This is a genomic window from Ruegeria sp. BJ5, assembly GCF_056537865.1.
Genome location: NZ_JBQFSH010000004.1, coordinates 228,495 through 253,460, shown reverse-complemented (window position 1 = coordinate 253,460; position 24,966 = coordinate 228,495). Strand labels below are relative to the sequence as shown.

19 protein-coding genes are annotated in these 24,966 nt (G+C 59.3%); 11 read left to right on the top strand and 8 right to left on the bottom strand.

From position 1 onward, the window contains the following. Positions 1-96: 96 nt before the first annotated feature. From ACR0NY_RS14780 to ACR0NY_RS14740, 9 genes are all read left to right on the top strand, one after another. Positions 97-498 (top strand): hypothetical protein, encoded by a 402-nt coding sequence (locus ACR0NY_RS14780; RefSeq protein WP_170341629.1) that lies wholly within the window; start codon positions 97-99, stop codon positions 496-498. Positions 499-524: 26 nt separating this feature from the next. Beyond that, complete coding sequence (locus tag ACR0NY_RS14775; RefSeq protein ID WP_254432961.1) at positions 525-1,379, top strand: hypothetical protein; 855 nt, start codon at positions 525-527, stop codon at positions 1,377-1,379. A 71-nt stretch (positions 1,380-1,450) separates the two neighbouring features. Then, positions 1,451-3,493, top strand: a complete 2,043-nt coding sequence (locus tag ACR0NY_RS14770; RefSeq protein ID WP_170367236.1) for a dynamin family protein — start codon at positions 1,451-1,453, stop codon at positions 3,491-3,493. Further along, positions 3,490-4,773, top strand: coding sequence for a dynamin family protein (locus tag ACR0NY_RS14765; protein ID WP_170369561.1), 1,284 nt, complete (start codon positions 3,490-3,492; stop codon positions 4,771-4,773). Before ACR0NY_RS14770 ends, ACR0NY_RS14765 begins: the two co-directional genes overlap by 4 nt. 340 nt (positions 4,774-5,113) lie before the next feature. Continuing rightward, positions 5,114-7,255: a serine/threonine-protein kinase gene (locus tag ACR0NY_RS14760; RefSeq protein ID WP_170369559.1), complete on the top strand. Its 2,142-nt coding sequence runs from the start codon at positions 5,114-5,116 to the stop codon at positions 7,253-7,255. Between the two features lie 207 nt (positions 7,256-7,462). Next, entirely contained in the window at positions 7,463-8,470 is a 1,008-nt protein-coding gene (locus ACR0NY_RS14755; protein WP_170369557.1) for an FHA domain-containing protein, read from the top strand. A 3-nt stretch (positions 8,471-8,473) separates the two neighbouring features. Further along, complete coding sequence (locus tag ACR0NY_RS14750) at positions 8,474-9,259, top strand: PP2C family protein-serine/threonine phosphatase (protein ID WP_170341641.1); 786 nt, start codon at positions 8,474-8,476, stop codon at positions 9,257-9,259. Between the two features lie 22 nt (positions 9,260-9,281). After that, positions 9,282-10,532 carry a transporter substrate-binding domain-containing protein gene (locus ACR0NY_RS14745; protein ID WP_170369556.1) on the top strand — a complete coding sequence of 417 codons (1,251 nt, stop codon included), beginning with the start codon at positions 9,282-9,284 and terminating at the stop codon, positions 10,530-10,532. 44 nt (positions 10,533-10,576) lie between these two features. Further along, positions 10,577-11,686, top strand: a complete 1,110-nt coding sequence (locus tag ACR0NY_RS14740) for a transporter substrate-binding domain-containing protein (protein ID WP_170341645.1) — start codon at positions 10,577-10,579, stop codon at positions 11,684-11,686. Positions 11,687-11,736: 50 nt separating this feature from the next. On the opposite strand, the gene ACR0NY_RS14735 is transcribed toward ACR0NY_RS14740, so the two are convergent. Then, the gene (locus tag ACR0NY_RS14735; protein WP_170369554.1) at positions 11,737-12,600 is read right to left on the bottom strand and encodes a polysaccharide deacetylase family protein; all 864 of its coding nucleotides are present in this window, start codon (positions 12,598-12,600) and stop codon (positions 11,737-11,739) included. Next, positions 12,597-14,372: a carbamoyltransferase family protein gene (locus ACR0NY_RS14730; protein ID WP_280525658.1), complete on the bottom strand. Its 1,776-nt coding sequence runs from the start codon at positions 14,370-14,372 to the stop codon at positions 12,597-12,599. The genes ACR0NY_RS14735 and ACR0NY_RS14730 overlap by 4 nt, the downstream gene beginning before the upstream one ends. Before the next feature lie 476 nt (positions 14,373-14,848). Here ACR0NY_RS14730 and ACR0NY_RS14725 point away from each other — a divergent pair, with 476 nt between their 5' ends. Next, positions 14,849-16,426: a carbamoyltransferase C-terminal domain-containing protein gene (locus ACR0NY_RS14725; RefSeq protein WP_170369552.1), complete on the top strand. Its 1,578-nt coding sequence runs from the start codon at positions 14,849-14,851 to the stop codon at positions 16,424-16,426. Positions 16,427-16,438: 12 nt separating this feature from the next. On the opposite strand, the gene ACR0NY_RS14720 is transcribed toward ACR0NY_RS14725, so the two are convergent. Next, positions 16,439-17,599 carry a glycosyltransferase gene (locus tag ACR0NY_RS14720; protein WP_170369550.1) on the bottom strand — a complete coding sequence of 387 codons (1,161 nt, stop codon included), beginning with the start codon at positions 17,597-17,599 and terminating at the stop codon, positions 16,439-16,441. A gap of 64 nt (positions 17,600-17,663) precedes the next feature. Continuing rightward, a complete protein-coding gene (locus ACR0NY_RS14715) occupies positions 17,664-18,980 on the bottom strand; it encodes a lipopolysaccharide biosynthesis protein (protein ID WP_170369548.1) in 1,317 nt (438 codons plus the stop codon). A 289-nt stretch (positions 18,981-19,269) separates the two neighbouring features. Here ACR0NY_RS14715 and ACR0NY_RS14710 point away from each other — a divergent pair, with 289 nt between their 5' ends. Next, positions 19,270-20,283 carry a sulfotransferase gene (locus tag ACR0NY_RS14710; protein ID WP_170369546.1) on the top strand — a complete coding sequence of 338 codons (1,014 nt, stop codon included), beginning with the start codon at positions 19,270-19,272 and terminating at the stop codon, positions 20,281-20,283. Positions 20,284-20,512: 229 nt separating this feature from the next. Here ACR0NY_RS14710 and ACR0NY_RS14705 read toward each other — a convergent pair whose 3' ends face one another. Genes ACR0NY_RS14705 through ACR0NY_RS14690 form a run of 4 tightly spaced genes read right to left on the bottom strand, consistent with a single transcriptional unit; the run spans position 20,513 to position 24,839 of the window. Further along, a complete protein-coding gene (locus ACR0NY_RS14705) occupies positions 20,513-21,706 on the bottom strand; it encodes a glycosyltransferase family 4 protein (RefSeq protein ID WP_217354956.1) in 1,194 nt (397 codons plus the stop codon). 51 nt (positions 21,707-21,757) lie between these two features. Continuing rightward, positions 21,758-22,891, bottom strand: coding sequence for a glycosyltransferase family 4 protein (locus ACR0NY_RS14700; protein ID WP_170369544.1), 1,134 nt, complete (start codon positions 22,889-22,891; stop codon positions 21,758-21,760). Further along, positions 22,888-23,889 (bottom strand): glycosyltransferase family 2 protein, encoded by a 1,002-nt coding sequence (locus ACR0NY_RS14695; RefSeq protein WP_170369542.1) that lies wholly within the window; start codon positions 23,887-23,889, stop codon positions 22,888-22,890. The genes ACR0NY_RS14700 and ACR0NY_RS14695 overlap by 4 nt, the downstream gene beginning before the upstream one ends. Beyond that, on the bottom strand, positions 23,886-24,839 hold the full coding sequence (locus ACR0NY_RS14690; RefSeq protein ID WP_170341668.1) for an NAD-dependent epimerase/dehydratase family protein: 954 nt from the start codon (positions 24,837-24,839) through the stop codon (positions 23,886-23,888). Before ACR0NY_RS14690 ends, ACR0NY_RS14695 begins: the two co-directional genes overlap by 4 nt. Positions 24,840-24,966: the final 127 nt, after the last annotated feature.

The following is a 24,966-nucleotide window of genomic DNA, read 5'->3' as shown; positions in this document are numbered from 1 at the left end:
AGACCGTTTCCCGTCCCGAACGGCAATGCTACTCAGCGGCGCGACGGTTTAGAACCGCTGCGCCTTTGGGCTTAATAAGGGATAATAGAGCTTTAGATGACGATTGACGCCGCATTGACCACCGCCATGGAGACCATTCCCGACTGCATCGCAGCGGGATATGTCGACATGGAAACGGGCATGCTTCTGGGCATGTCGGCAACCGAGACCGAGGATGGCACAGCCTTGGAAACCCTCGCCGTTGCAGTGGCAAACCTGTTTCAGGGCCGAGGCGTTCAAGCATTCGAAGCGCTGTTGGCCTCGGCCGGACTACAGGATCCGGAGAACCCGGGATTTGGGGAAATCTCGGTGTTTTCGAACGACCGGCTGCACATCTTCATGCGGACCCGGGCCTATCCGGAACACGTGGTCTGCTACATCTGCCGCGACAGCGCGAATATCGGGCTGACGCTTACGAAATCACATCTCAGCCTGGGGCCGGTAGCGGCCGCAGTTTAGACGGGACCAGAGGGGGTCACGGCATGATGGCGACAGACATAATCGACATGCTCGAAAACATCGGGCGGTCTGCGACGCCCCGTTTGTCGCCGGCCGTTCGGTTGACCGGGGACACGGCCGAGGCCCGTCGGGCCAGCATACTGAACCTGATCCGGGGAACGGTTCTTCCAAGACGCTTGGAGTTCAACGCCCAGAACGGAACGATCCTGGCGATCGAGGTGAACAGCTCACGGATCACGGATGTTTATTCGGCAAGCACCGGCGCCCTTCCGGATTTCGAAACCGAACCGCGCGAAGCGCTGATCGAAAAGCTGGCGCGGCTCGTGTCCGACTTGGCCGCGACCGCACCTCCGATCGAAGTGGTGTCTTTGAAACCGGACGGGCCGCTGGAGGCGGATGACGTCGGCATCACGTTCAGCGAAATGCAGAAAGTCTGTGCCGAGATCGTTCTACCGTCCGAGCCACGGGTTTCGGTTGTCCCGGATCCCGTCGAGGATACGAAAGAGCAGGACAGCGCTGAAGGCACAGAACTCAGTGTAGCCGCGGCTTTCTTCGACGGCGCCGAGCGGTTCGCCATGGGACGCCTGCTGACAAGTGCGGAGGGTGCGACCCAACAGTTCGATGGCCTGTGCGCCGATGGACAGCCTCTTCACCCTTCGGACGATCTGCTGACCCGGTTCGCACAGGATCTGGCGGGATGGGATGCCGACAATGCCGGGCTGCTCGAACAGCCGCAACTGATCGTCATGCGGCCGTCAGGTGGCAAGGGCGCGGGTGTCGCTCTGGTCCGGGATGGTCGCAATACAGCCGCCGCCGTACATGACGCGCGCAAGCTGGGTGCCGTCGTCAACCTGTGGAAATCTCTGCGGGAGTCGGTCTGATGGCACCGATTTCGCGACAGTTGAAGTTAAGTTGGAAGCAAATCTTGGGTACCAGTTTTTAGGGTAGTGTTATGAGTGAAACCAACCGCCGGGAATTGATCCGGATCGCCAGCGAAATGAAAGAGGTGAGCAATGACGAGACCTGTCAGTTCATCTCTCGCATCGTTGACGACCTCAGCGGCCTGAAACCATCGATTGCATTCGTCGGGCAGATCAAGGCCGGGAAGTCCCGCCTGATCAACGGCTTTACGGGACAGGCAGAATTTCTGCCGTCGGACGTGAACCCGTGGACGACCGTGATCACCGACATGCATTTCGGTCATCCCTCCGGGCGCACATCGGGGGCCGAATTCCATTTCTTCGACAACCGCCAATGGCAGGCGCTGATCGCCGAAGGCGAAGAACTGCGCAACATGTTCCCCGACGATGAGGACAGCTATAAGCGCGAGATGATCGAGGAGCAGGTCGAGGCGATGAAAAACCGCGCTCGTCTGCGCCTGGGTGACAGTTTCGAACAGCTGATGGGCCAGCATCACGACCTCGAAGAACTGACGTCGGATGACCTTGCCCGCTATGTCTGTGCCGGGGATGATCCGACCGACGAAGCCGAACATGATCCGGGCTCGGACCGGGGTTTGTACAGCGACATCACCCGCAAGGCCGAGGTGTATTTTGATCTGGGCCATTTCCCGTTCCCGCTGACCGTGACCGACACGCCCGGCGTCAATGATCCGCTGTTGATCCGCGAAGAGATCTCGCGCCAGTACCTCAAGGAATCCGACTTTTTCGTCGTGGTTCTGTCCGCGCACCAGGCCCTGTCGCGCGCCGATTTGAAACTGTTCCGGCTGATGCAGGCGCTTGAGCTGGGTCAGATCGTGGTTTTCATCAACCGGGTCGACGAATTGGGCGGCGGTGCGGAAGACGCGGCGAAAGTACGCGCCGACGTTTTGGACGGGTTGGAAAAGGCTCTGGGGAAGTCCAGCATCGACGTTCTGATGGGCAGCGCTCAGTGGGCGCATTACGCACTGACCGGGGACGAAACCGGCGTCAACCACGATCACATCCTCGCCTGGCTGCGGGCGCATCCCGAACAGATGAAGCAGTACCTTGCCGGCGTCGAAGAGATCAAACGCGGCCCCGGCCCCATCAGCCGCGAGGCGGTTCTGCGGTATGCCGCGATGATCGCCTCGGGCTTGCCCGATCTGCGCCGGCATGTCACCACCGCGCTGACTGACGGCCCGCGCAACGAACAACTGCGTATGGCGTGGCAACACCTGAACGGCTTTGCTCAGGGCGAGCTGGAACGCAGCAAGGCCCGCCTCCGCGCGCTGGAAGAAGATGGCCAACCTTCGGACGATGCGGCTGGCGAGAATGACAAGACCCTCGCCGAGTTGCGCAAGCTGGTATCGGACAAAACCGCAGAAATCACCCGCGACATGGATGATGTTCTGGCAAACTTGCGTGGTGTGATGGATGACACCGTGGCCGAAGCCGTCGTATCGGTTGTGCGCGGACCCGACGGGCAATCCCCGTTGCTTGCCAAAGGTGGCGCAACCGAACTGAACTTTACACCGTTGCGCGAACGCATGCGCGAACTGGTGCAGGGTGCGACTCAGGTCATTCGGCAGCGGATGCTCAGCGAACTCTATGCCATCGACATGCAGGCCAACGCGTCTCTGCGGTCCCTGCCGGGCTGGCAGGAGCCGACCGACAGCCGTATGAACACCAGTGCCGTGCGCTGGTTCCGTCCGGATACCACCGCATTGACCCGAGGGATTACGGTCGAGTTGCGGGTGAACTGGTTGTCGCGTCTGATTTCGCGGAAATCCGTCGTCTCTCGCGCCGAGCGCATGATCGTGCAGGAATTCGAGATGATCGGAGACGATCTGATCGATACCGCGCGTGAGAACCTGCTGGAGCGCCTGAATACCGCTCTGGACCATTTCCTGGCCCTGCTCGCCGGGCATCTTGAAAACCGCACCGCGACGGGCGAGACATGTGAGCGCACCCAGGCGCAGGTCGATTTCGACCGCGCACGCCGGATCGCGGACGAATTGCAATCGACCTTTGGCGCTGAACACAGCGACGAACGACAAGCGGAGGCCGCCGAGTGATTGAATTTCCCGGAACCGAGACGGAAGTGCGTCAGCTTGACCGTTTTCTGACCGCAACCGAACGCCTTCCGTCCACGCCCGAGTTGGACGGCATGCGCGCGCGGGCACAGTCCCACGCCGAGCGGTTGTCAAACGCGGTCTCAATCGGTTTTGCAGGGGAATTCGGCGCCGGGAAGTCCAGTCTTGCCAACATGCTCGCCGGAGCTGACATCCTGCCCACGGGTCCGCAACATCTGAAATTGCCTCTGGTGATTGTCACCTATGCGGACACGCCTGAAACGACCGTTGGGTGGTGGGACCGCGAGCCAAAGGTTTATTCCGGCATCGCCCTGGAAAAGGCCGCGGCCGACAATCCTGATTTTATCTCGGTGGGGCTGAACACCCCTGCCCTGCGCGAAATCTCGTTGTTCGACCTGCCCGGCTCCGGTGCGCTGGACGACACTTACAAACAAACGCTTGATTTGTTGAAATTCGTCGATTGCGCCATCTGGTGCACGAACGGAACCAACGCTTGGCGCGAGACCGAGCGCCATTTGTGGGCACAAGTCCCGCAAAACCTGCGCGACAACAGCTTGCTAGCCGTCACTCACACGGACCTGCCCCCTGTCCGCGACGCCCTCGATCGCGTTCTGTCGCGGTTGGAGAAGGAGAAGTCGGGCATGTTCCGCGCGATCGTACCGATCGGGACACCAGTTGCCGTTCGCGCCATGGCGCAAGAGCCGGAACCGGACTTCGCCTTGTGGGAAACCTGCGGCGGCCAGAACCTTGCGGAGAAGGTGCTTGAAATTGCATCGCATCGCCGCCGAACGGATCTGGAGGCCGCGCGGCAGGACCTTGCCGCTGACTTCCTGCCGTTCTTGGAGACCTTGACCGGCGCGGGCGAACCCGCAGCCTCGGACACCAGAACGGTTCAGCCCAGTCTGGAATCTGCGCTGCCGCCGTTGGACAACCCGATCCTCGAAGACTGGCTGGCGGCGATCGCCAGCATTTACGTAGACCTGCGCGACAGTTCGGACATCGAACCGGCCGCCTTCCTGCAAAGCTGTCAGGAAATTGTCGAGGATTTTGCGGAACGGCTGGAAAACGGGTCCGAGATCGATCCCGAAGCCGACTGGATTCCGGGCGAGTTCGAAAAGGCCACCGACCTGCTTCTGCTGCTTCAATTCGAGAGCGGCGAAGGGCCACTCAAGGATGCGATCAGCATTCTGGCGCAGCTCAGCGACAACTTGGCCTGGGCCGGCAGCACCGTCGCTTCGGCCCCTCCGAAGACCGGAACCTGAGTCATTCCCGCAAAGATTGAGCCGCGGTGCGGCGAATCGTTAACACTGGAATCATGATTCCATTGTTTCGAATCCGTGGACCATGGGTCGTCTGGCGCCCGGACTGAATCCTTTTCGTTCGCCGGTCGACACTACATATATTCGCGTTATCAGCTCTTACATCAATATATTGATCTGTGTCCGAAGTCGTTCTCAGTGAAGCCACGAGGCGGCCCCATTAAAGTCAAATTTGAAACGTCTAACCGTTCTCAAGTGTCCTGCGGTTGTGTTGGTTGTGTGTTCGCGGGCTGATTGCCCGGTTATTTTGGCCGCAAGTTTTTGGAATGATGGGCGGGAAGAAATGAACCACAACCAGGCTGTCGGTGCATCGCACGACGAACCTCAAATTCAAGGTCTGCAACCGGGCGCGAAACTGCTGCGCGGCCAGTACGAAATTCTTCGCTTCCTCAGCAATGGCGGGTTCGGCATCACGTATTTGGCGCGTGACAGCCTGGAACGCGATGTAGTCATCAAGGAATGCTATCCGGGTGCTCTGTGTCGCCGCAACGGTGACCTGGTCGAACCCAATGACCCGGCCTTCAAGGACGACCTGCGCGCGATCATCGACCTGTTCATTCAGGAAGCCCGCAACCATGCCCGCCTGGTCCACCCCAATATCGTCGACGTACACCAGGTCTTTGAAGACAACGATACTGCATATATCGCGATGGACCTGATCCGCGGATGCGATCTGCTGGATTACATCGAGGACCCCAAGACCGAAACCGGTCCGGACTTTATCGTCCAAGTCACCGAAAAGATGCTGTCCGCGGTGTCGTTCATCCACCAAAGCGGGATGCTTCATCGGGACATTTCGCCCGACAACATCCTAATCGACGAGAACGGCGAACCGATCCTGATCGACTTCGGCGCCGCGCGTGAACAGGCTGCCAACCAATCCGCGGCCCTGTTGACGCTTCGGGTGATCAAGGACGGGTACTCGCCGCACGAGTTCTACGTGCGCGGCTCGGAGCAGGGTCCCAGTAGCGACTTGTATGTGTTGGCGGCAACGCTCTACCACGCGATCAGCGGCGAGCGCCCGATCGACGGCCAATCGCGCCTGAATGCCTTCAACAACGGACAGAAGGATCCCTATCAGCCGCTCACCGGCCGCTTCCAAGGTTACCCGGACGGCTTCCTTGAGGCGATCGACAAGGCCATGGAGGTCCACGCGACCGACCGCCTTCAATCCGCACTGGACTGGTTGCGGATGTTCCGCGGCCCCGGTGTCGAATTCGACAGCTTTGCCTATCGCCCCGTTTCGGTAATCGTGGCCTTGGACCGCAAGGACGAAGAGGCCGAAAAGGCCCGTATCAAGGCCGAAAGCGAAAATGCCGAAGCGGTTGTAACAGCCCTGCTGGCCGGCAATTCCGATCTGGCTCTTGGGCATGGCGAAAAGAACGACGACGGTCCGGCAAGTTTTGCCCAGAAGGACGAACCAGCAGCGGCAGTGGATACGGTCGTCCAAAAAGGATCGGGCGGCAACGGCAAGTTGATCGCGGGTGTCGCCGCCATCGCGATTCTGGCCGCTGGTGGATTCTTCGTGATGTCCGGCGGCTCGACCCAGACGGACCCGACACCGATCCAGACCGCGACGCCCACCGAGACGGCCGAACCTGCCGAAACGCAGACGGCCGAACCAGTGATCGCGCCCGAAGCAACCAAGGCAGAAGAAACCGCAGCAGCAACCGAAACAGAACAGCAGGTGGCAGAAGACCAGCCTGTCGAGCAGGCCGCAGCGGCTGTTACACCGCCGGCGGTGGAAACACAGGAAGAAGTGGCTCAGCCCGAAGAACCCGCGGAGGTGGCGACGGTCGCACCAAGCGCTCCTGTCAATCTGGCCGAGACCCAAGTCAGCTATGCCCATTGGGATGTCAAAATCCCGTTCTCAACCTCGCAACGGCGCGCCTCGACCGGAAACATCATCGCCATCACCGGTGTGGACGCCGACCAGGACATGTCCACGATCGGTGAATGGGTGCAGCGAGGCGCGGCGATCTATACCCTGAACGGCAACCCTGTGCGCGCCGGAACGACGCTTGCCGCACAGGTTCTGGACAACCTTCAGGTTGACCCGGACGGCTATATCCGTGTCGCGGCGCGGTATCGCCCCATCGGACAGACCCGCGCGCAGAATGGTCTGCTGGCCCTGCCCGCAATCCGCGAGTTCGGGCTGGCCAACGGTTACTCTTTCGAAGCCCGCGGCGCCGATTTGTCCGAATGGCAGACAGTTGTTGCCGGAGCACCGGCCGCAATGGCAGGTGGCCTGCAGAGCGGCGACATTCTTGTCCGCGAGACTGTCTCGGGAACCGAGATGATTTCAGCCGACAGTCTGGATACCGCGCTGAACACGTTGGTTTCCGAAAACAAGCCCGAAGCACGTTTGGTTGTGCTTCGAAACGGGGCGGAAACAACCGCCGTGATGCCTTTGGCGCAGGAGTGATCAGACCGGTACGTATTTGATCCGCCAGTTTGTGTTTGCTGAGGAGGATGCCGCGTTCTGGCCCTCCTGGTGGGGACCGGCCCGCCGCGGAAGGTAAGAGTGTTTCAGGTTACCATCTTCATCAGTGCCGCTGCGCCATGCGCAGAGGTTCGTAGCAGCCCCACGGGTCACCGAAGCCCGTGCAAGTAGTCAAAAGGTGTCGACACCATGTTCAAATACAAAAGCCCACTCAGCCGGCTTCTCGAGGGTGCCGGCAAAGCCAAAGAAGCCGAAGGGTCGGAACCCGAAGTCGAAACGACCGACAAGGCCGAGCCGATTGCGGACTTCAATGCACTGCGCCAGGCTCTGGCTGGTGGAAACCTGAGCACGGACAGCTACGAGGAAACCGACGAGCTGATTCCGGAAGAGAAGATGCCCGATTTCGCCGAGACCGAACCGACGGTGGAAGAGGCAACAGAGAGCGAAGAAACGGCCGAAGCCGCGCCTGAAGCGCCGGAAGAAGCCGAACAGGTCGTGACGCTGCACGTCGCGGCAACCGAAGAAGAAGAGACCATCCAGTCGGTCATGGCCGAAACTGCCGAACCCCAGTTGGAGGAAGTCCAAGAGGAAGAGGCCTCGGCACCGACCCCGTTCGAGCTGCCGGAACCGATTGCAGTCGAAACCGCCCCGGACGAAGCAGCGGCAGATGCCGAACCTGTGGCCGGCGAGCCCGAAGAAGCCGAAGCCGCTCCGGAAGCAGCCGAAGCGCCGGCCTCGGATCGTCGGTCGCGCGTCAAGACCACCTTCCTCGGGTTCGAGCGCCCGGACACACATGTGCAGGAACTTATCGAAACCGCCGAGCCGGTGGCCAAAACCGAAACCGCAGGCGCGACATTCCCGGTCGGTTGGCTGGCAGTGACCAGTGGCCCCGGCCGGGGGTCCAGCATAACACTGACCGAAGGACTGATGCAGATTGGCCGCAACGATGACCAGGCGATCCAATTGGATTTTGGCGACACCGGGATTTCGCGGTCAAACCACGCCGTGATTGCCTATGACCCCGAAGACCGCAAATGCTATCTGGGCCATGGCGGCAAGGCAAATCTTGTGCGCCTGAACGGCAAACCCGTCCTCAGCACCGTGCCGCTGTCCAGCGGCGACCTGATCCGCATCAGCGAAACGTCGCTGCGGTTCGTGGCCTTCTGTGACGAAAACTTCGACTGGCGGGACGCGTAACGGATGCTGGCTACTCCGGCATATGACATTGCACTGATCCTGGATCAGGGTCAGCGCGACACGCAGGAAGACGCGGTTGCCTCGCGGGTCTTTGACGCCGCCAACGCCGGTTATGTCGTGGTGGCCGACGGCATGGGCGGTCACGCCGCGGGCGAAGTGGCCTCGGATCTGGTGGTCAAGTCCTGGTGCGAAGTGCTCGACGCAGTTCTGGAGAATCCGGAATTGACCGAGAATACGCTGCTGGATGCGCTGCCCATGGCCGCAATGCAGGCCAACGCGGCCGTGGCGGGGTATGGCGACGACCAGCAACAAGGCTTCAACATGGGCTCGACCCTGCTGGGAGTTCTGCTGCTGGGCAACAAAGTGTTCTGGATCTCGATCGGCGACAGCCCTTTGTACCTGTTCCGCAACGGCGTTCTGTCCCAGATCAACGAAGATCACTCGATGGCACCGGTCATCGACGCACAGGTATCCCGAGGGGAGCTGTCCGAAGCCGAAGCGCAAGTTCATCCCGACCGCAACCAACTGACCTCGGTCATCATGGGCGCGGCGATCCCCAAGGTCGACTGCCCCGAAGACGCGCTGGAACTGACGACCGATGACATCCTCATCCTCGGCAGTGACGGGCTGCAATATCTGGGCAACCACGACATCCAGTCCATCCTTCAGGACAACGCTTCGGCCCTCTCCCAGGACATCGCCGACAGCCTCCTCAAGGCGCTGATCGCCAAGGGTGATCCGGATCAGGACAACATTTCAATCGCCGTCATCAAAACGGCCCGACAATAACAAAAGCAAAGCAACAGGACCCATGAGAACACACCTGATCATATCCAGCATTGCCCTGGCGGCAGCAACGGGGGCAGCCTCGGCGCAAGAGGCATGCTCGACCTACGAGATCCAGCGCGGCGACAGCCTGCGTGAACTGGCCATTAAGGTCTATGCGACCGAAGACTACCGGATCATCTACGACGCCAACCGCGACACGATCGGGTCCAACCCCAACATCATCCGCGTCGGCGACGTTCTGACCTTCCCCTGCCTCGAGGATGTCGGCCGCGCCGCACCTGAACCGGAAACCGAGGCCGAGCGCATGGCCGCCGAGATGGCAGCCGAACTGGTCAAGGCCGCGGAAGAGCGTGCCGCCAAGGCCATCGCCGACGCCGAAGCCCGCGTTGCGGAGGCCCAGCAGGTCAGCGACGAGGCTGTCATCGAAGCCAAGGCAGCCGCGAAGAAGGAAATCGAGGCCGCCCGCGCGGAAGGTGCCGCGTTGATCCGCAACGCCGGTGACGGCACCCGCCCCGAGATCCGCGACCGCCAGTTGCTGTTGATCACCGGGGGCAACTACGCGCCGTTTACCGACGAAGCCCTGCCCAATCGCGGTCTGTACACGAACCTTGTCGAAACCGCGATGCTGCGGGCGGCGCCGGAACAGGCCTACAAGATCCAGTTCGTTAACGACTGGTCGTCGCATCTGGACCTGCTGATGCCCACCCTGGCCTTCGATGCCACGTTCCCTTGGTCGCGCCCCAACTGCGAAGAAGCCGAGACACTTTCGGAGAGTGACCGGAACCGGTGCGAGACCTACAACTTCTCGAACCCGTTCTATGAAGTGGTCGATACGTTCTTCGCGAAGGATGGCTCAGGCTACGAAACCTCGCTCAGCTACGCGGAATTCGTCGGCACCACGATCTGCCGCCCCGAGGGTTGGTCAACCTCGCACATGGACGCTGTGGGTCTTTACGAGCCTGCGATCACCATCTTGCGCCCCGTCGATCCGGACGAGTGTTTCCACGCAGTCATGGACGGGCGGGCTGACCTGGTCGCCATCGAAGCGCATCTGGCCGTCGAGGCCATCGGTCGGCTGGGCTATGAACACAAGATCATCGAAAACCCCAACCTGGCGGCGATCAAGTCGCTCAACGTCATGACCCACAAGGACAATCCGGATGGGGAAGCGATCCTCGAGACGCTCAATCAGGGTCTGGCGATCATGCAGCAATCGGGCGAATGGCGCGACATCGTCTCGACCGCCCTGCGGTACCAAATGGAAAACGGATAAGGGCCGGAAAGGTCTGACAAAACAAAAGTCTGGAGGAAGTGGACATGTTTGAAATCAATCTGAAGAAACTGGTGGCGGCAGCCACCGCAGTAACCGCCCTCAGCGCCGGCGCCGCCGCCGCTCAGGAGGCCTGTACCAACTATACGGTTCAGGACGGTGACACGATGGCAACCATCGCCATCGCGGCCTACGGCACATCGAACTACCAGCCGATCTTCAACGCAAACCGCAACGTCATCACCAACCCGAACTCGCTTGAGCCGGGCATCGTTCTGGCCCTGCCCTGTGAAGACGGCAGCCTGCCGAACGGCCGCAGCGCGCAGGAAATCATCGCCGCGGAAGAGCAACGCGCTGCAAGCGTGAAACGCTCGAGCGTCTATGAGCCGCCGATCAAACTGGTCACCGGTAACGGCTGGGCGCCCTTCGCAGATGAATCGCTGAATGGCGGTGGTATCATCCCGCGTCTGGCAACCACCTCGTTGCAGCGGGGCGGCAACGCCCGCGACTATTCAGTCAGCTTTGTTGACGACTGGAACTCGCACCTGGAAACCCTGCTGCCGCTGGGCGCGTTCGACGTGTCGATGGCATGGAACATGCCGGACTGCACCAACCGCAGCTACGAATGGTCCTGGGAAACCGAGGTGCGCTGCACGCAGTTCGACTCGTCGGTCCCGGTCTATGACATCGTGGTCGGTTTCTACACCCTGCCCGAAAGCCAGTTTGCCAATGCGACCACTTTTGACGAGCTAAAAGGGTCGACCATCTGCCGCATGGACGGCTGGTTCATCCACGATCTGGAACAGCAAGGTCTGATCAATGGCGACACTATCACCTTGATGCAGCCGATCACCGCGCGGGAGTGTCTGGATGCCGTGTTGACCGGCACTGCAGATGTTGCAACCTTCGAGGTTCAGCTGTTCTCGGACACCATGGTTGAAATGGGTCTGAACCAGAACGACCTGATCGAGAACCCCTTCGTGACCTCGCTGTCGTCGCTGCGTTTCATTGCGCACCGTTCGAACCCGTTCGGCAAGCAGTACCTGGCCATGCTGAACAAGGGCCTGAACGAAATGCGTGAATCCGGCGAATGGTACGCGATCGTTTCGGACTCGCTGCGCGAGCACAACGACAAACTGATGGCCGCGTCGAACTGATCCCTCGGTTCCGCGAATGACTGGGGCTGGTCGACTGACCGGCCCCTTTTTTATTCTCCGATCAACTGATCCAGCCGACCCGCAAGGCCGCCTGCGGGTATCAAACCCTCGACCTTGCGCAGAAGTCGCGCGCCGCCAAAGTTCAGCCACTGTGACTGCCGCAACGCCCAGTAAGCGGCTTTGGCAGATCCCAAGGCCGCGAGCTCGTCCCTTGAAACCATGAATGACTGAGGTTCCACGATCTCGTAGGGATGCAGATAGACTTGCGGCGCGATACCGGCCTGTTCAGACCGTTCGATCAGTTTCCCCGCCAGATTGGAAGTCATGAACTTCAGATAACTGCCTCCCAGACGCACCATCGGCCCCTTGACCGCCAATGGCGTCATGAACAACGGCAAGATCCGGAGCGTGGTCAGCCCCATTTCCCGGGAAAACCGATCACATTCCTGCGCCGAGGCGAAGAATGACGAACAGTCGCAGTCGAAATGACGTTCAATCAGTCGGTACTGTTCAGGCGTTGCGCGGTTCAATCGAAAGCGCGGGGCGCGAAACCCTCGAACAGGGGTGTTCCCGGCCTCTTCCAAAGCTTGCCGCGCCTGACCCAGCATACGGTCTATGGTCTCCGCAGACTGCAGGTCCATGCTGTCATGAAAATAGTAGTGGCAGGCAACCTCGTGGCCCCGCTTTGCGATTTCGGCCACCAGATCAGGCGCGTCGCGTGCCACGACCCCCGTGCAGAAGAACGTTGCGGCGCAACCCGTCGATCCACCATGTGAGCGAAGGAAGCCATCAATGGTTTCAAAGCTTTGCCACAGCTCCTCAACTCTGAGGGGTCCGGTTTCCCAGACCCCGAGAAGGCGTTTCAGATCATGCGCAAAGTCTTCGAAATCGACGCTGAGAAACAGCCGGGTCACGCGACAGCTTGGGCCCGGGCGCTGTCATCCTTCAGCGCTTCGCGCAGAACGACGTAGTCACCGATCACTAACGCATCCACTCCCGATGCCGCAAATGTCGCGCAAGCATCCAGAGGCGAATAGACGATGGGCTCCTGGATATTGAACGAGGTGTTCAACAACACAGGCACTCCAGTCTTTTCGCCGAACCGGGTCAACAAGGCGTGGTACAGCGGGTTCGCCGACTGCGACACCGTATGTACGCGTGCCGTCTGGTCAGTATGGGTGATTGCCGGGATGTCTGCCGCCCGATCGTCACGCACACGAGCAACGATGTTCATGTAGGGGCTGGTCTGATCGATCTCGAAAAAGGTCGAGGCCGCCTCCTCCGCAACGCTGGGCGCAAAGGGCCGGAAATGCTCGCGCTTCTTGATCTTGACGTTCAGATCGTCGCGAATGCTGTCCTTGCGTGGGTCTGCAAGGAAGGATCGGGCACCCAAAGCACGCGGGCCAAACTCTGCCCGCCCCTGGAACCAGGCGATGATCTTGCCTTCGGCCAGCAGGTCGGACACACGGTCCAGGAACTGGTCGACAGGCAGGGCCTGCTGCGGTTCCGCACAATACTGATCCAAGGCAGCGGTGATGTCGGCATCTGCCCAATCGGCACCCTGATATGGGCTGCGGACCGAGGGCAGATCGACCTGCTCGCTCGGAATGCAGGCCAGCGCTGCGCCAACTGCACAGCCAGCATCATGTGGGGCCGGTGGAATGATGACCTCGTCAAACGTGCCGTCCGCGATCAGTGTTCCGTTCGCCGTGACATTCAACGCGCAGCCGCCGGAAATTACCAATTTGCGCAGGTCCGGATTGGCTTTGCGGACCGGCTCCAGAATATGGTGCAGGGCTGCCTCGAACGCGGCTTGCACGGATGCCGCCAGGTCCACGTGGCGTTCGTTCGGCGCGGTGCCAGGCTCGCGCCGGGTGCCGAACAGTTCTTCCATACGTGGATGGAACTCGCCGCGCAGGGCTGAGTGATAGTCGCACAGCGCGGTGTTCACGCGGTAGCCGCCGTCATCGTCCAGGATCAGAATTTCGCGCAGGATGGCGTCGCGATAGATGGGTTTGCCGTACGGCGCCAAGCCCATCATCTTGTATTCACCTTCGAGCATCTTGAAGCCAAGAAAACCGGTGAAGGTCGAGTAGAAATGACCCAGCGAGTTTGGCCAGCGATGGTCCGCCAGACCTTCCCGCTTGCCGTTCCGCACAACTGACACGATGGTCGAGCTTTCCTCGCCGCCACCGTCATAGGACAGGGAAACGAAGCTGTCCCAGTCACGCATCGCTTCGGCGTACAATTGATGGGTCAGATGGTGGTTGATGTAGTGCAACTTGAAATCGGCCGGACCATGCTCGGCCGTCAGGATCTTGCGGATGCGGAACAGGTCCATCCAGCCGCTGTCCTGTGACTCGTCCGACGAGGCATCGGAGACGAACAGTGCCCCGATCCGCGCCGTTACGCTTTTGGCGGCCGAGGGTCGCTGCAAAATCTTGCGCATCGTGCCCATACCTCGGCCGACCATACGCCAAGGCTGCCAATAGACCGCAACCTCGTCGATGTCCGAGAACTTCAGCCCAGCAATGCGCAGAACTTCGGCGATCGCCTGATGGGGAAATGCCCCGTCATTCTTGACCCGCGTCAGCCGCTCTTCTTCGATTGCGGCAACCAGCTTGCCGTCCTTGAACAGCGCGGCAGCGCTGTTGCTCATTGTAGCCAAACCCAAAATTACTGACATAACCTAAAACACCCTTGGCCAAAAAACTTGCCTGATAACGCGGCCACGTTAACGGTCAGAGGCTGGTAGGTGCAACCCGGATGAAGGTACCGCTCGATCAAATTTCAGCCTTTCACGGCCAACCGGAAGCCTTGAAAGTGTGATTCACCGGACTTGTCAGCCTGTTGCACAGGTCTGGTGCCGGGCACTGCGCAGAGTACGCAACACCCACCCAGTGAACAATCGCGCCAAAAGTGCTCTTTCGTTCACGAATAGCCACTGCGTTAAGCCCGACGGCAGCCGGTTGCGAACTTGGGTTCCCCCAAACACCGAGCTTCTGCTAGGCTTAATCGTGGCATTTGTTTTGGTATTCGTGGAATGAATTTGCGGTTAATTCGATCCGTCAGCGCCCCGGCATTTTTGACCCGACGGACTGTCACATCTGTTTGCGAGGCACTTGGTCTTTGGACCGTGACTTGTCGAAGGAAGGGCTATTCATGAAAATCCTGTCTTTCAAATCCGGACATGACGGCACAGTTGCGGGAGTCGACAGCACCGACGGGCGTCTGCTGTTTTCCTACGAGGCGGAAAAGAACAGCTTCCCCCGGTATACGCCGGTTACGCCTGACACGTTCATTGACGCGGGTCTATGGTTCAAGGATTTGCCTGATGTCCTGGCCCTCAGCGGGTGGTCAAGCAACGGGGCCGACCACGTTACAACTTCGGGAGCCGGATACTTCGGCATCGGCGCGGGGTCTGAAACAGTTGGCAAACGAACCTTTTTTGGCAAGTCGGTCGATTATTACTCTTCAACTCACGAACGGGCGCATATCTGGTGCAGCTATGCCATGTCCCCCTTTCGTCAGGGCGAGCCCTGTTATGTGCTTCTGTGGGAAGGCGCATTGGGAGATTTCTACGAGATCGACAGCGACCTGACAATTTATCACCGAGGGCAGGTGATGACGGCACCGGGCTCGCGCTTTGCGTTTCTTAATTCCCTCGCCGACCCCGACTTTCCGGTCACGGGCAAATCACCCCGGCCACAGGATCCCGGCCGCCTGATGGCAGCCTGCGCATTTGGCGAAGACGGTCCACCCGATGCGGACGAGACGGAACTGATCAACCGGTTGCTTTCCTCGGACTTGGGCGGCGACGCACTTCGCAAAAGCGATTTTGTAACCTCACCTTTCTTCAACATTGGAACGGATAGCCAAAAGTTGAAGAACATGGCCACCAAGCTGTCCAAAGCGATATTCCAGAAGTTTCGCGATTATGCGGAACAGAACCTGCCTGAAAAGCATCCGCTGCTGATCGCCGGCGGGTGTGGCCTGAATGGACACTGGAACACCGCGTGGAAGCAAAGCGGGCTGTTCCGCGAGGTCTTCGTTCCGCCGACGACCGGCGACTCGGGATGTGCTATCGGAACCGCCGTGGACGCGATGCGCCACTATACCGGCCAAGCCAAACTGGAATGGTCGGTCTATTCCGGCCAGTCCTTCTGCGACGACCGCATCGACACGCTGGGCATGACCGCAACCGAACTGAACCTCAACACGATCGCCAAAGACCTACTGGACGGAAAGATCATTGGCTGGACCCGCGGCAATTGCGAGATTGGGCCGCGCGCTTTGGGAAACCGGTCAATCCTGGCCGCGCCGTTTTCCCCGGAGACACGTACGCGACTGAATCGGATCAAGGGACGGGCCAACAAAAGTCCAGTGGCGCCGTCTTGCCTGGAAGAGGATGCAGCACTGCACTTCGACATCAGCGCACCCTCACCATACATGATGGACTTTCACCGCGTTACCAATCCGGACCTGGCCGCGGTAACCCATGTCGACGGATCGGCGCGGGTACAGACGGTCAACCGCAATCAGAACCCCTATTTTTACGACCTTCTGGCCGCGTTCAAGGCGGTGTCGGGGGTGGGCGTGCTCTGCAACACCTCGCTCAATTTCAAGAACTCCGGCTTCATTAATACAACCCGGGATCTGGCACATTATGCCCGCCAGGTCGGGTTGGATGGATTCGTCGCGGGCAATACTTATTACGCATTCGACAACCCGCGTCGTTGACCGAACAAGCTATCAAGCGAGCAACCGATCATAGATCTCGCAAACCCCGTTCACATGAATATCCAAGCCGAAATTTGCACGAGCATAGTTCTTTGACGCTTGTGAAATCTTCTCGAACAACGCTCTGTCCTGATGCAACTTGCGCACAGGTTCCACGAATGCCTGCGGATCGTCCGGGTCAACCAGCACACCGGTCTCCCAGTCCGTGATCGCTTCGATGTTGCCGCCGTGACGGGTCGCGATGACCGGAGTTCCCAAATACATCGCTTCGATCAACGTACGGCCAAACGGTTCGTCCAGAGCGGTCACCAGATTGGCATCCATCGCCGCCATGTACCCATCGATCGGCTGACGGAACCCCATCATATGGATATGCTCGCTGATCCCCGCCTCTTCTGCGATGCGAAGGCAGGTCTGGCGCAACGGTTCGTCCCGCTCGGCCGCGCTGCCGAACAGAAGACCATGCACCGGAGTGTCGGGCATCGCGTTTTGCACAGCCGCGATGACCCTCACAAAATGGTCGGGACGCTTGCGCGTGACGAAATTCCCAAAATACCCGAGAAGCAGCGCGTCATCGGGCAATCCCATCTCGGCGATTACGGCTGCTCGGGCTTCGGACCTTTCCGGTGGGTGCGGGTTGAAATCAAATGGGCTGCGGATCACGGTGAACTTGTTGTCGACTGACCGCACCGGGTTGCTGGGCTTCGAAAAATGCGAAACGCTGATGATGTGGTCGGAAAAAAGCGGCGCCAGTTTGTTGATCCCGAACGCGGTCGGATCCTGCCGGTGGTGCCAGATGTGTTTCCTGCCCGCCAGGCGGGCCGGCAGCACCCAGTTGGCATGCATGCGACCTTCGTTTGTGTGAACGATGTCGGCATCGATGCGCTTTAGGACACTCGCCAGCCTCCATGCGCTGGAAGTCAGGTATCGCCCCGGACCACAGTCGCGCGGATAGCTGAGCCCGCCCGGAGACATCAGGCTGGGATCGCGCAGGATTTCGACGTCAAGTCCCAGCGATCGGGCATACTCCGCCGCCGGGCCGGCCTCGTAGTGGACCAGGATGTGGGGCACATATTTCGACCGGTCCAACGCCGCCGCAAGTTTCAAGGCTGACACGTGACTGCCGCCAATAACGGTGTCACCTTCGAAGGGAAATAGAATACGTCTTGGCATAGATGGTCTCAAAATACTCGTTACTTAAGGGATTAAGGGACAGGGCAGGAAGAACACCAACCCATCATGTTTCGTGTTTTCTGGCCAGATAAGACCGGATGGCGAATATGCAGCCCACCGTCCAGACCAGATTGAACAACAAATGGGCTAGGGCAATGCCTTCAATCCCCATCCAATATAGCAACGGCAGAAATGAGGCGGCAAAGATCACCGTGGCAACAATCGTCGTGCGCACCAGCGCGCTGTCCAACCCCATGCTCAGCAAGGCGGGGTTCAACACCAAGCCCCCCAGATACACGATCGCGGCATACATCAAGATCGTCATGACGGGCGCGGCGCCACGGAACTCTGGCCCGAACAGCAGAACGGCCAATTCAGGCATCTTCAACGCCAACGGAATGGAGACCAGGATCGACACCCCGCAAACCGAGAGCGACACCAGCCGCACAAGACGCCAGAACCGGCCGAAATCGCCGACGGCCCATAGGCGGGTCATCTCGGGGTACAGGACTTGCCTGACGGGGCCGCCAATCCGAACAACATTGGCCATGATGCGCTTGCCCACCTGATAGAAGCCCACCGATGTCACGTCCAGCAAGGCGCCGACGACAAGAATGTCCAGCCGCTGAGTCGATTGTCGCAGGATCACGTTGAAATTCGAGTTCCAAAGGAACCGCAGATACCCGGGATTATGGGCAAAAGCCCGCCGCAGCGGCTGGGACAAAAACCTGTGCAGGTTGCGTTTTTTCAATTCGGCCAGAGCCAGAAAGAACGCAACCAGCCCGGTCAGGATCTGATGCATCAGCAACAGAGCCACAAATGCCCAGATCCCCAGATCCAGCAGAAAGGCGATGATGACTCCAACAAGCCGAAGGCCGGCAATTACCATGTCCGAGATCGCCAGCACATCGAACCGGTCGAAAATTCGAAGAACCCCGATGCCGGTTGGTCGGAGCGATAGAAACAAGCCAAGGGCAACCAGCGTGACATAGGACGCGCCTTCAGGTTCAGACAGCCCGATGAACGGCGCAAGCTTTGGCGCCAGCATTATCGCCACCGAACCAGCCAGCAATCCGCCAAGGCAATCGGTCACCACAGACATCTTGATCAATTGTCGAAATCTGTTCTGATCCTCTTCGATCAGAGCCTCGCTGCCGTATTTGATGGTTGCCTGCCACGGCTCGAGCCGGAACAACCTATCCATCACCTGAATGTACGCATCCACCAGCGCCAGAATCCCGACCGCAGCCGGCCCGATCGCGCGAGCCGTAAAGATGAGGCTGGCCAAACCGAACAGACCAACCAAGATCTGCGACAAGAACATCCATGACATGTTCTTGGCCAGCCGCTTCAGCAGCGGCTTCGAGCTTGGCTCACTCATCGGTTCACGCGAAACCACGCGGCGCTATCCACGCGGTGTTCAGGAAGCGGGTCATCAATTCACCCATGCACTCGGTACAATTCAATACGTTTCCAAAATTTGTGGCGGGTTAAGTCATGTTTCCGGTTGTTTCCGTTCCTATCATTTAGTTGTCTTGGATTATATCGTTTTACGAAAGCGCAGTTTGCCGATTGAATCCAGTACTGATTGTTGAAAGGGCTTTTGAAGTTGCGACAGAAACCAATTCTTGTTCGGAGCACCTGTCGGGGTGCCAACAGGTGCGGCTCGGATGCCGACCGCGCCCGAAGCCAGACTGAAAATACCCGGTCCGAAGGCTGAATATCCCGTCATGACCCGTGCACCCGTTCTTGTCCATATCGGCTATCACAAAACCGCTACGTCGTCCCTGCAACAGCAGCTGTTCTCGGCGCCGGACGCACCGTTCGCCACTCCGCATGGCGATCGCAAATACATTCTTTCGAACCGGATCGTGCTGCCGCAGCCGATGACCTATGATCCCGGAGAAACTCGCAAGATGTACGAGAGTTTCCTTAGAAAATCGCAGGATAACGAGCAGGTTCCGGTGTTCTCTCACGAGAGATTCTCGGGTTACCCGGCCAGCGGCGGGTTCGACAGCACCATTATTGCCGACCGTCTGCAACGCACTTTTCCCGACGCCTACATCCTGGTCGTATTCCGCGAGCAGCTGTCGTCGATCCTGTCGATGTACAGCCAGTACATTACCGATGGCGGCCACGGATCGCTAAAGACATATCTGTCCGAACCTGAACCGAATCTGCGGCGCGCGCCGATGTTCTCGGAGGAGTTCTACCGGTACCACCGCTTGTTCAAATTTTACCAGGACAAGTTTGGCAAGGATCGTGTGCTTGGATTGGCCTACGAACAGTTCATTTCCGAGCCGGATTCCTTTGTGGAAACCCTGTGCAATTTCGTCGGCGTCGAGCACAAGAAGCGCGAATTTGAAGTCACGAACGAGAAGAGATCGGAGTGTTTTCAGATTCTGCAGCGATTTGTTAATTTCACGCTCAGCGACAACCAGCTGAGCAAAGGCGCATTGTTGCCGTTTCCGAACGCAACGCGCAGATTCGGAAAATTGAGCCGGCCGATCGGACGCATCTTTCCCGGCAAGTTGGATCAGATGCTCAAAGACCGGCTGGTCGGCAGAATTCAGTCCCGATTTGACGGTGCCTTTGCTGAGTCAAACGCCGAACTCCAATCCTTGACTGGCCTCGATCTAGGTCAGTTCGGGTATCAGCTGCCTTCGACCACAACCACAGACTGAACTGCGCTTTTCTGTCCCCCAAAAAACAAAATGACCAGCACCCCATATGCTGGTCATTTGTCGAGTGAGTGGTCGGGCCAACGGCCCCACCGGTCGAATTTCGTTGTTGATATAAGGTTAGCCGGTCTCAGGCGGTCAGGGAATTAGGGGTTTCCCGTAGTTTCCGCGAATTCTTTCAAATACTCCCATTTATCGTTAAATAACAAGTTCTTGGAAGAGCCGCCACCCCTCAAACTGCCTCATCCTCTCGGGTATTGGTCGAAAATCCCATCTTGACGAGAAGGATCGCATTGATCCGTCGGACGTCGAACGAATCCTCGGCACGTTTACGCGATGCCTGACCCATTCGGGCCACCAGATCAGGACTCTCGACGAACGAGGCCATGGCGCGGCTCAGGGCCTCGGGGTTCCGGACCGGCACGACGTAACCAGTCTCGCCATTGATGACCGGATCAGCGCAACCCGGCGCATCCGACGTGATGACAGCCCGCCCCGAGGACATCGCCTCGAGGATCGTGCGCGGTATCCCTTCGCGGTAGGCCGACGGCAGTACAAAGACCGAACACGCCGCCAGATAGGGCCGGACGTCCGAAGTTTCCCCCAAGTATTCGATCACGCCTTCGCGCGTCCATTCGTCGATCTCGCGTTGGCCGATGGAATCCGGGTTGGCGTCCATCGGACCAAGCAATTGGCATCTTGCTTGGGGGTGCGTTTCTTTCAGTAAACGGGCAGCCTGAACGAAATCAAACACGCCCTTCTCGCGCAGTAGGCGCGAGATCATCAGAAATACAGGTGGTCCAGCTGGGGGATCGGTATATCCGTAGCGATCCAGATTTACGCCAGACCCGGGCACGATGCTGAGCTTGGCATCTGGTGCAACAAGACGCCTTTCTCGGAACTCTTCGGCATCTGCGCGGTTGTAGACGAGCACTTCGTCCACGCCTCTCAGCGCAATACGATAAAGAACCGATGACACGGCACGAACCGCCCGCCTCCGAAAAGTCAGGCCATGGGTGCTGTAGACATAGCCCAACCCGGTGTTCATGGCATAGATCCGGTCCACTCCCGCCCATTTTGCGGCCAGGCAACCATAGATGATTGGCTTCATGGTGTAGGCAAAGACTATGTCGGGTTTGAATTCCTTGAAAACGCGCACAAGAGCACGCAGCGTGCGCATGTCCTCAACCGGGTTCATCCCAGCACGTGATAGCGGAAACTGCACGAACTTCACACGGATTTTTGCAAGCGCAGTTTCCGTCGCCTCGTGGCGCTCGGGACCGCAGGCGACGACCTCAGCCCGCTCTGACAGCTCCTTCAGCAGGTCATAGCGAAAATTCAGCAAAGACGCAGTCAGATTGGCGACAACCACGATCCGTGGTCGCGCCCGTGCGGGGAGGGAGACCTGCGGTTTCAACTTTTGCAACAATGCCAACTCCTGATGGCAGAGCAGGCGCTGCGGCCCGCCTGCTTTGGTTCAACTCTCCGGGCGGCAGGTGCTATGGCCATGTTCGACCCCCGCTCCAACCCTGCGATGAGCAGCATCGGCAATGATCCGGTCCCATTTCTCAAGAATACTGTCTGGGGCCAGCCAGTCCCTGTTGTGTTGGTATCCCTGACGCATCTTGTCCAGCAATTCAGGATCGTCGCTCAGCTGCAGCACTGCGCGGGCCAGTTCCGCCGTGTTTTCGGGCGCAACAAGCAATCCATTCTCACCGTGTCGGATCAACTCTTTCGGTCCGTAGGGGCAATCAAAAGACACAACCGGCAAGCCTGCGACGGTCGCCTCTGCCACCACATTGGGAAACCCCTCGAAGCGGGAGGAAAACACCAGTATGTCCGCGCCCTTCATCCACGCTCCGGGTGTGTCGCTCGCGCCGGGCAAGGAGATGACGCCCTGCAGACCCAGCCGGTCCCGCTGAGCCTCGAGCGCGGCACGTTCCGGGCCTTCCCCGAAAATCGTCAGGCGCGCGTCCGGGTTTTTCTGGATGATTTCCGACATTGCATCGATCAACAGATCGAACCCCTTTTGCGGATCCAGCCGCCCCACCGCGACCAGCCGATTGCCACCCGAACCAAGGAGCTGGGCTGCACCTTCGATTGGCGCACAGGGGTTTGGAATGACCTGCGCCTTGCTCCGCAATGACGGCGGCAGGTCCTGGCGTACCCGCTCAGTCTGCATGACCACGGTGCTGGCTCGATGTCCAAGGATGTTTTGAGCGTGGCGCCAGACAGGGTTGGCGTTTTGCACAATCGGGTTGTTCCGTTCTGAAACGATCACCGGAACATCCCGCCTCAGAGCTGCAGCGAGCGTCAGGACATTGATTTTAGTCAGAAAGGATACCACCACGTCGGGGTTCTCGTCCTGGATGAAGCGACGAATCCGGCGCAGGCGGGCCAGCTGTTTCAGCCTCCTGAACCCGTCGTTTCCGCCTTCGGCCACCAGCAGGCTGACGCCGTCAGGGAAAGAAAAATACGACCCGTCCTCGGGCATGGTCATGCCCGCAACCGAGACCTGATCGCCAAGCCCGATCCGATGGGCTGCAAGAACCGAGACGATCTTTTCGGCACCGCCAGCTCCGAACCCACCCTGAACGATCAGTATCTTCACTGCGCCCGCTCCACCATTTGCGCGCTGTCGGCGCGGTTCTGTTTCCCAGACGTGTTCAGTTGTTCCACCGGGCCATTCAGCTCGGCTTCAACCACGGGCTGGTTGAGGTTTTTGGCCTGCAGAAAGATCCGGCCGACGTATTCCCCAAGGATGCCAAGGAACATCGCATTCAGGGTCATCGACAAGAGCAGCAGGATGGTCGTGGTTGCAAAACCTGCGGGCCAATCCTGGCCAAAGAACAGCTTGCCGATGAGGTAGCCGATCATCAACAGGAACATCGACAGCCCTACTGTCAGGCTGATCAGCGAAGCCAGGCGCAGCGGGAGCAGAGAATGGTTGATCAACCCGTCCACAGCCAGCGCCACCATCGCCCGGACCGGAAACTTGGATTCCCCCGCTGTCCGGGCCGCGCGATCATACTCGAACCCGACCTGCGAAAACCCCATGCCGCTGATCAATCCACGAACATAGGGCGAGCGGTCATCGACCCGGCGCAATTCGTCCAATATCCGTCTGTCAGTCAGACGAAACTCACCCGCGTTGCGCGGAAGATTATCGTTGCTGATCATGTCGATCAGTGCATAGAACCCCCGCCGTGCAGCGGCAACAACAGGGCCATCGGGCAGGCTGCGGCGAATACCATAGACGACATGATTCCCCTGCCGCCACAGGTCCAACATCTGAGGGATCAACTCGGGCGGGTCCTGCATATCGCAATCGAGTTGCACCGCGCAGGCACCGGTCGCTGACCTGTATGCTGTCAGAACCGAAGCCTGGTACCCCATGTTCCGCGCAAAGCGGATCACTCGGACCCGAGGGTCCTTCCCCGCGATTTCAGACAGGATTTCAAACGTCCGATCCTCGGAATGATTGTCGGTGAAGATGATTTCAGGCTCGTACCCATCCAGTTTGTCGAACACCGCCAGCACGCGCTCATAGGCCGTACGGACGTTGTCTTCCTCGTTGTAGGCGGGGATCAGAATGGAAATGACCGTCATGCGTTTTGTCCTGCCATGTTCTTCTGCGCATCCGAAGAGGTGGCCCAATCGACTGTATCCCGCAGGCCGTCCTCCACCCCGACCCGCGCGGTCCAGGGATAAAGGGAATGGATAAGTCCGGGATTGTTGACCAGGTGCATCGGCTTACCTGACGGGTCGGCATAGTCGAGCTTCCCGGGTCCGGAACCGGTCAGCTCAGCCAGAATCGCGGCCGCATCACGGACTCGAGTAGCCACTCCGGTACTGACATTCACCACCGGAACGTCATCCCGCGCTGCATCCGCCAACATCAAAAGGGCGCGCACGGCATCGCCGACATGCAGAAAATCCCGGCTATCATCGGGGCGTCCGATGCGTGCGGCCTCCCCGTTCAGCAAAGTGCGGATCAGATACGGGACCAACTGAGGCCCGGTCTGACCCGGACCATAAGTCAGTGAAAGCCGGGCCGTCATTGCCGTGAATGGCAGGCGCGGCCGCAGCATGGTCAAGTACTTGGTCCCTGCCAGCATAGATGCCCCATAGCTGTCGCGCGGCATTTCGCATTGGGTTTCAGTGTAAGGTGAAGGAACCTCACCGTATTCGGCAATGGTTCCAAGGCGGATGAACGCATCCGGAGGTGCGTCGCAGGTCGCAGCGGCACCCAACACGGTCATCAACGGCACAAGATTGTCGCCCACGCTGGCTTCGGCATCTTTGAGGTCAGGCCGCGTTACAGCCCGGGTGTTTGCCGCCGCATGAAATACAACCTCTGGCTGGGACGCGTCAAACACGCGGCGCAAAGCATCCTTGTCGCCCAGGTCGACACGCTGCAATTCGACATCTGGTATTCCATCAGAGAGGAATCCGGGTCGGACCAAGGCCACGACCTGATCCCCCCTGTCCATACAGGCTCGGAGCAGATGCTGTCCGATGAACCCTCCGGCCCCGGTGATCAGAACGCGCCTCGTCATGACAACCCGCCGCCGGCCATGTTCTGGGCCAGATTGGTGAAACCCGCGCTTTGCGGGTTACCCGTATCATGATCAGTTGCCATCAGTTTCATTCCTGCGCCCTGGCCGGTCCCTTCGATACTATGGA

Coding starts and splice junctions, on each gene's coding strand:
- ACR0NY_RS14730 (WP_280525658.1), bottom strand. CDS start 14,372: ATGTCAGTAATTTTGGGTTTGGCTACAATGAGCAACAGCGCTGCCGCG.
- ACR0NY_RS14710 (WP_170369546.1), top strand. CDS start 19,270: ATGCCGACCGCGCCCGAAGCCAGACTGAAAATACCCGGTCCGAAGGCT.
- ACR0NY_RS14690 (WP_170341668.1), bottom strand. CDS start 24,839: ATGACGAGGCGCGTTCTGATCACCGGGGCCGGAGGGTTCATCGGACAG.
- ACR0NY_RS14770 (WP_170367236.1), top strand. CDS start 1,451: ATGAGTGAAACCAACCGCCGGGAATTGATCCGGATCGCCAGCGAAATG.
- ACR0NY_RS14780 (WP_170341629.1), top strand. CDS start 97: ATGACGATTGACGCCGCATTGACCACCGCCATGGAGACCATTCCCGAC.
- ACR0NY_RS14760 (WP_170369559.1), top strand. CDS start 5,114: ATGAACCACAACCAGGCTGTCGGTGCATCGCACGACGAACCTCAAATT.
- ACR0NY_RS14715 (WP_170369548.1), bottom strand. CDS start 18,980: ATGAGTGAGCCAAGCTCGAAGCCGCTGCTGAAGCGGCTGGCCAAGAAC.
- ACR0NY_RS14755 (WP_170369557.1), top strand. CDS start 7,463: ATGTTCAAATACAAAAGCCCACTCAGCCGGCTTCTCGAGGGTGCCGGC.
- ACR0NY_RS14720 (WP_170369550.1), bottom strand. CDS start 17,599: ATGCCAAGACGTATTCTATTTCCCTTCGAAGGTGACACCGTTATTGGC.
- ACR0NY_RS14725 (WP_170369552.1), top strand. CDS start 14,849: ATGAAAATCCTGTCTTTCAAATCCGGACATGACGGCACAGTTGCGGGA.
- ACR0NY_RS14745 (WP_170369556.1), top strand. CDS start 9,282: ATGAGAACACACCTGATCATATCCAGCATTGCCCTGGCGGCAGCAACG.
- ACR0NY_RS14750 (WP_170341641.1), top strand. CDS start 8,474: ATGCTGGCTACTCCGGCATATGACATTGCACTGATCCTGGATCAGGGT.
- ACR0NY_RS14740 (WP_170341645.1), top strand. CDS start 10,577: ATGTTTGAAATCAATCTGAAGAAACTGGTGGCGGCAGCCACCGCAGTA.
- ACR0NY_RS14775 (WP_254432961.1), top strand. CDS start 525: ATGGCGACAGACATAATCGACATGCTCGAAAACATCGGGCGGTCTGCG.
- ACR0NY_RS14695 (WP_170369542.1), bottom strand. CDS start 23,889: ATGACGGTCATTTCCATTCTGATCCCCGCCTACAACGAGGAAGACAAC.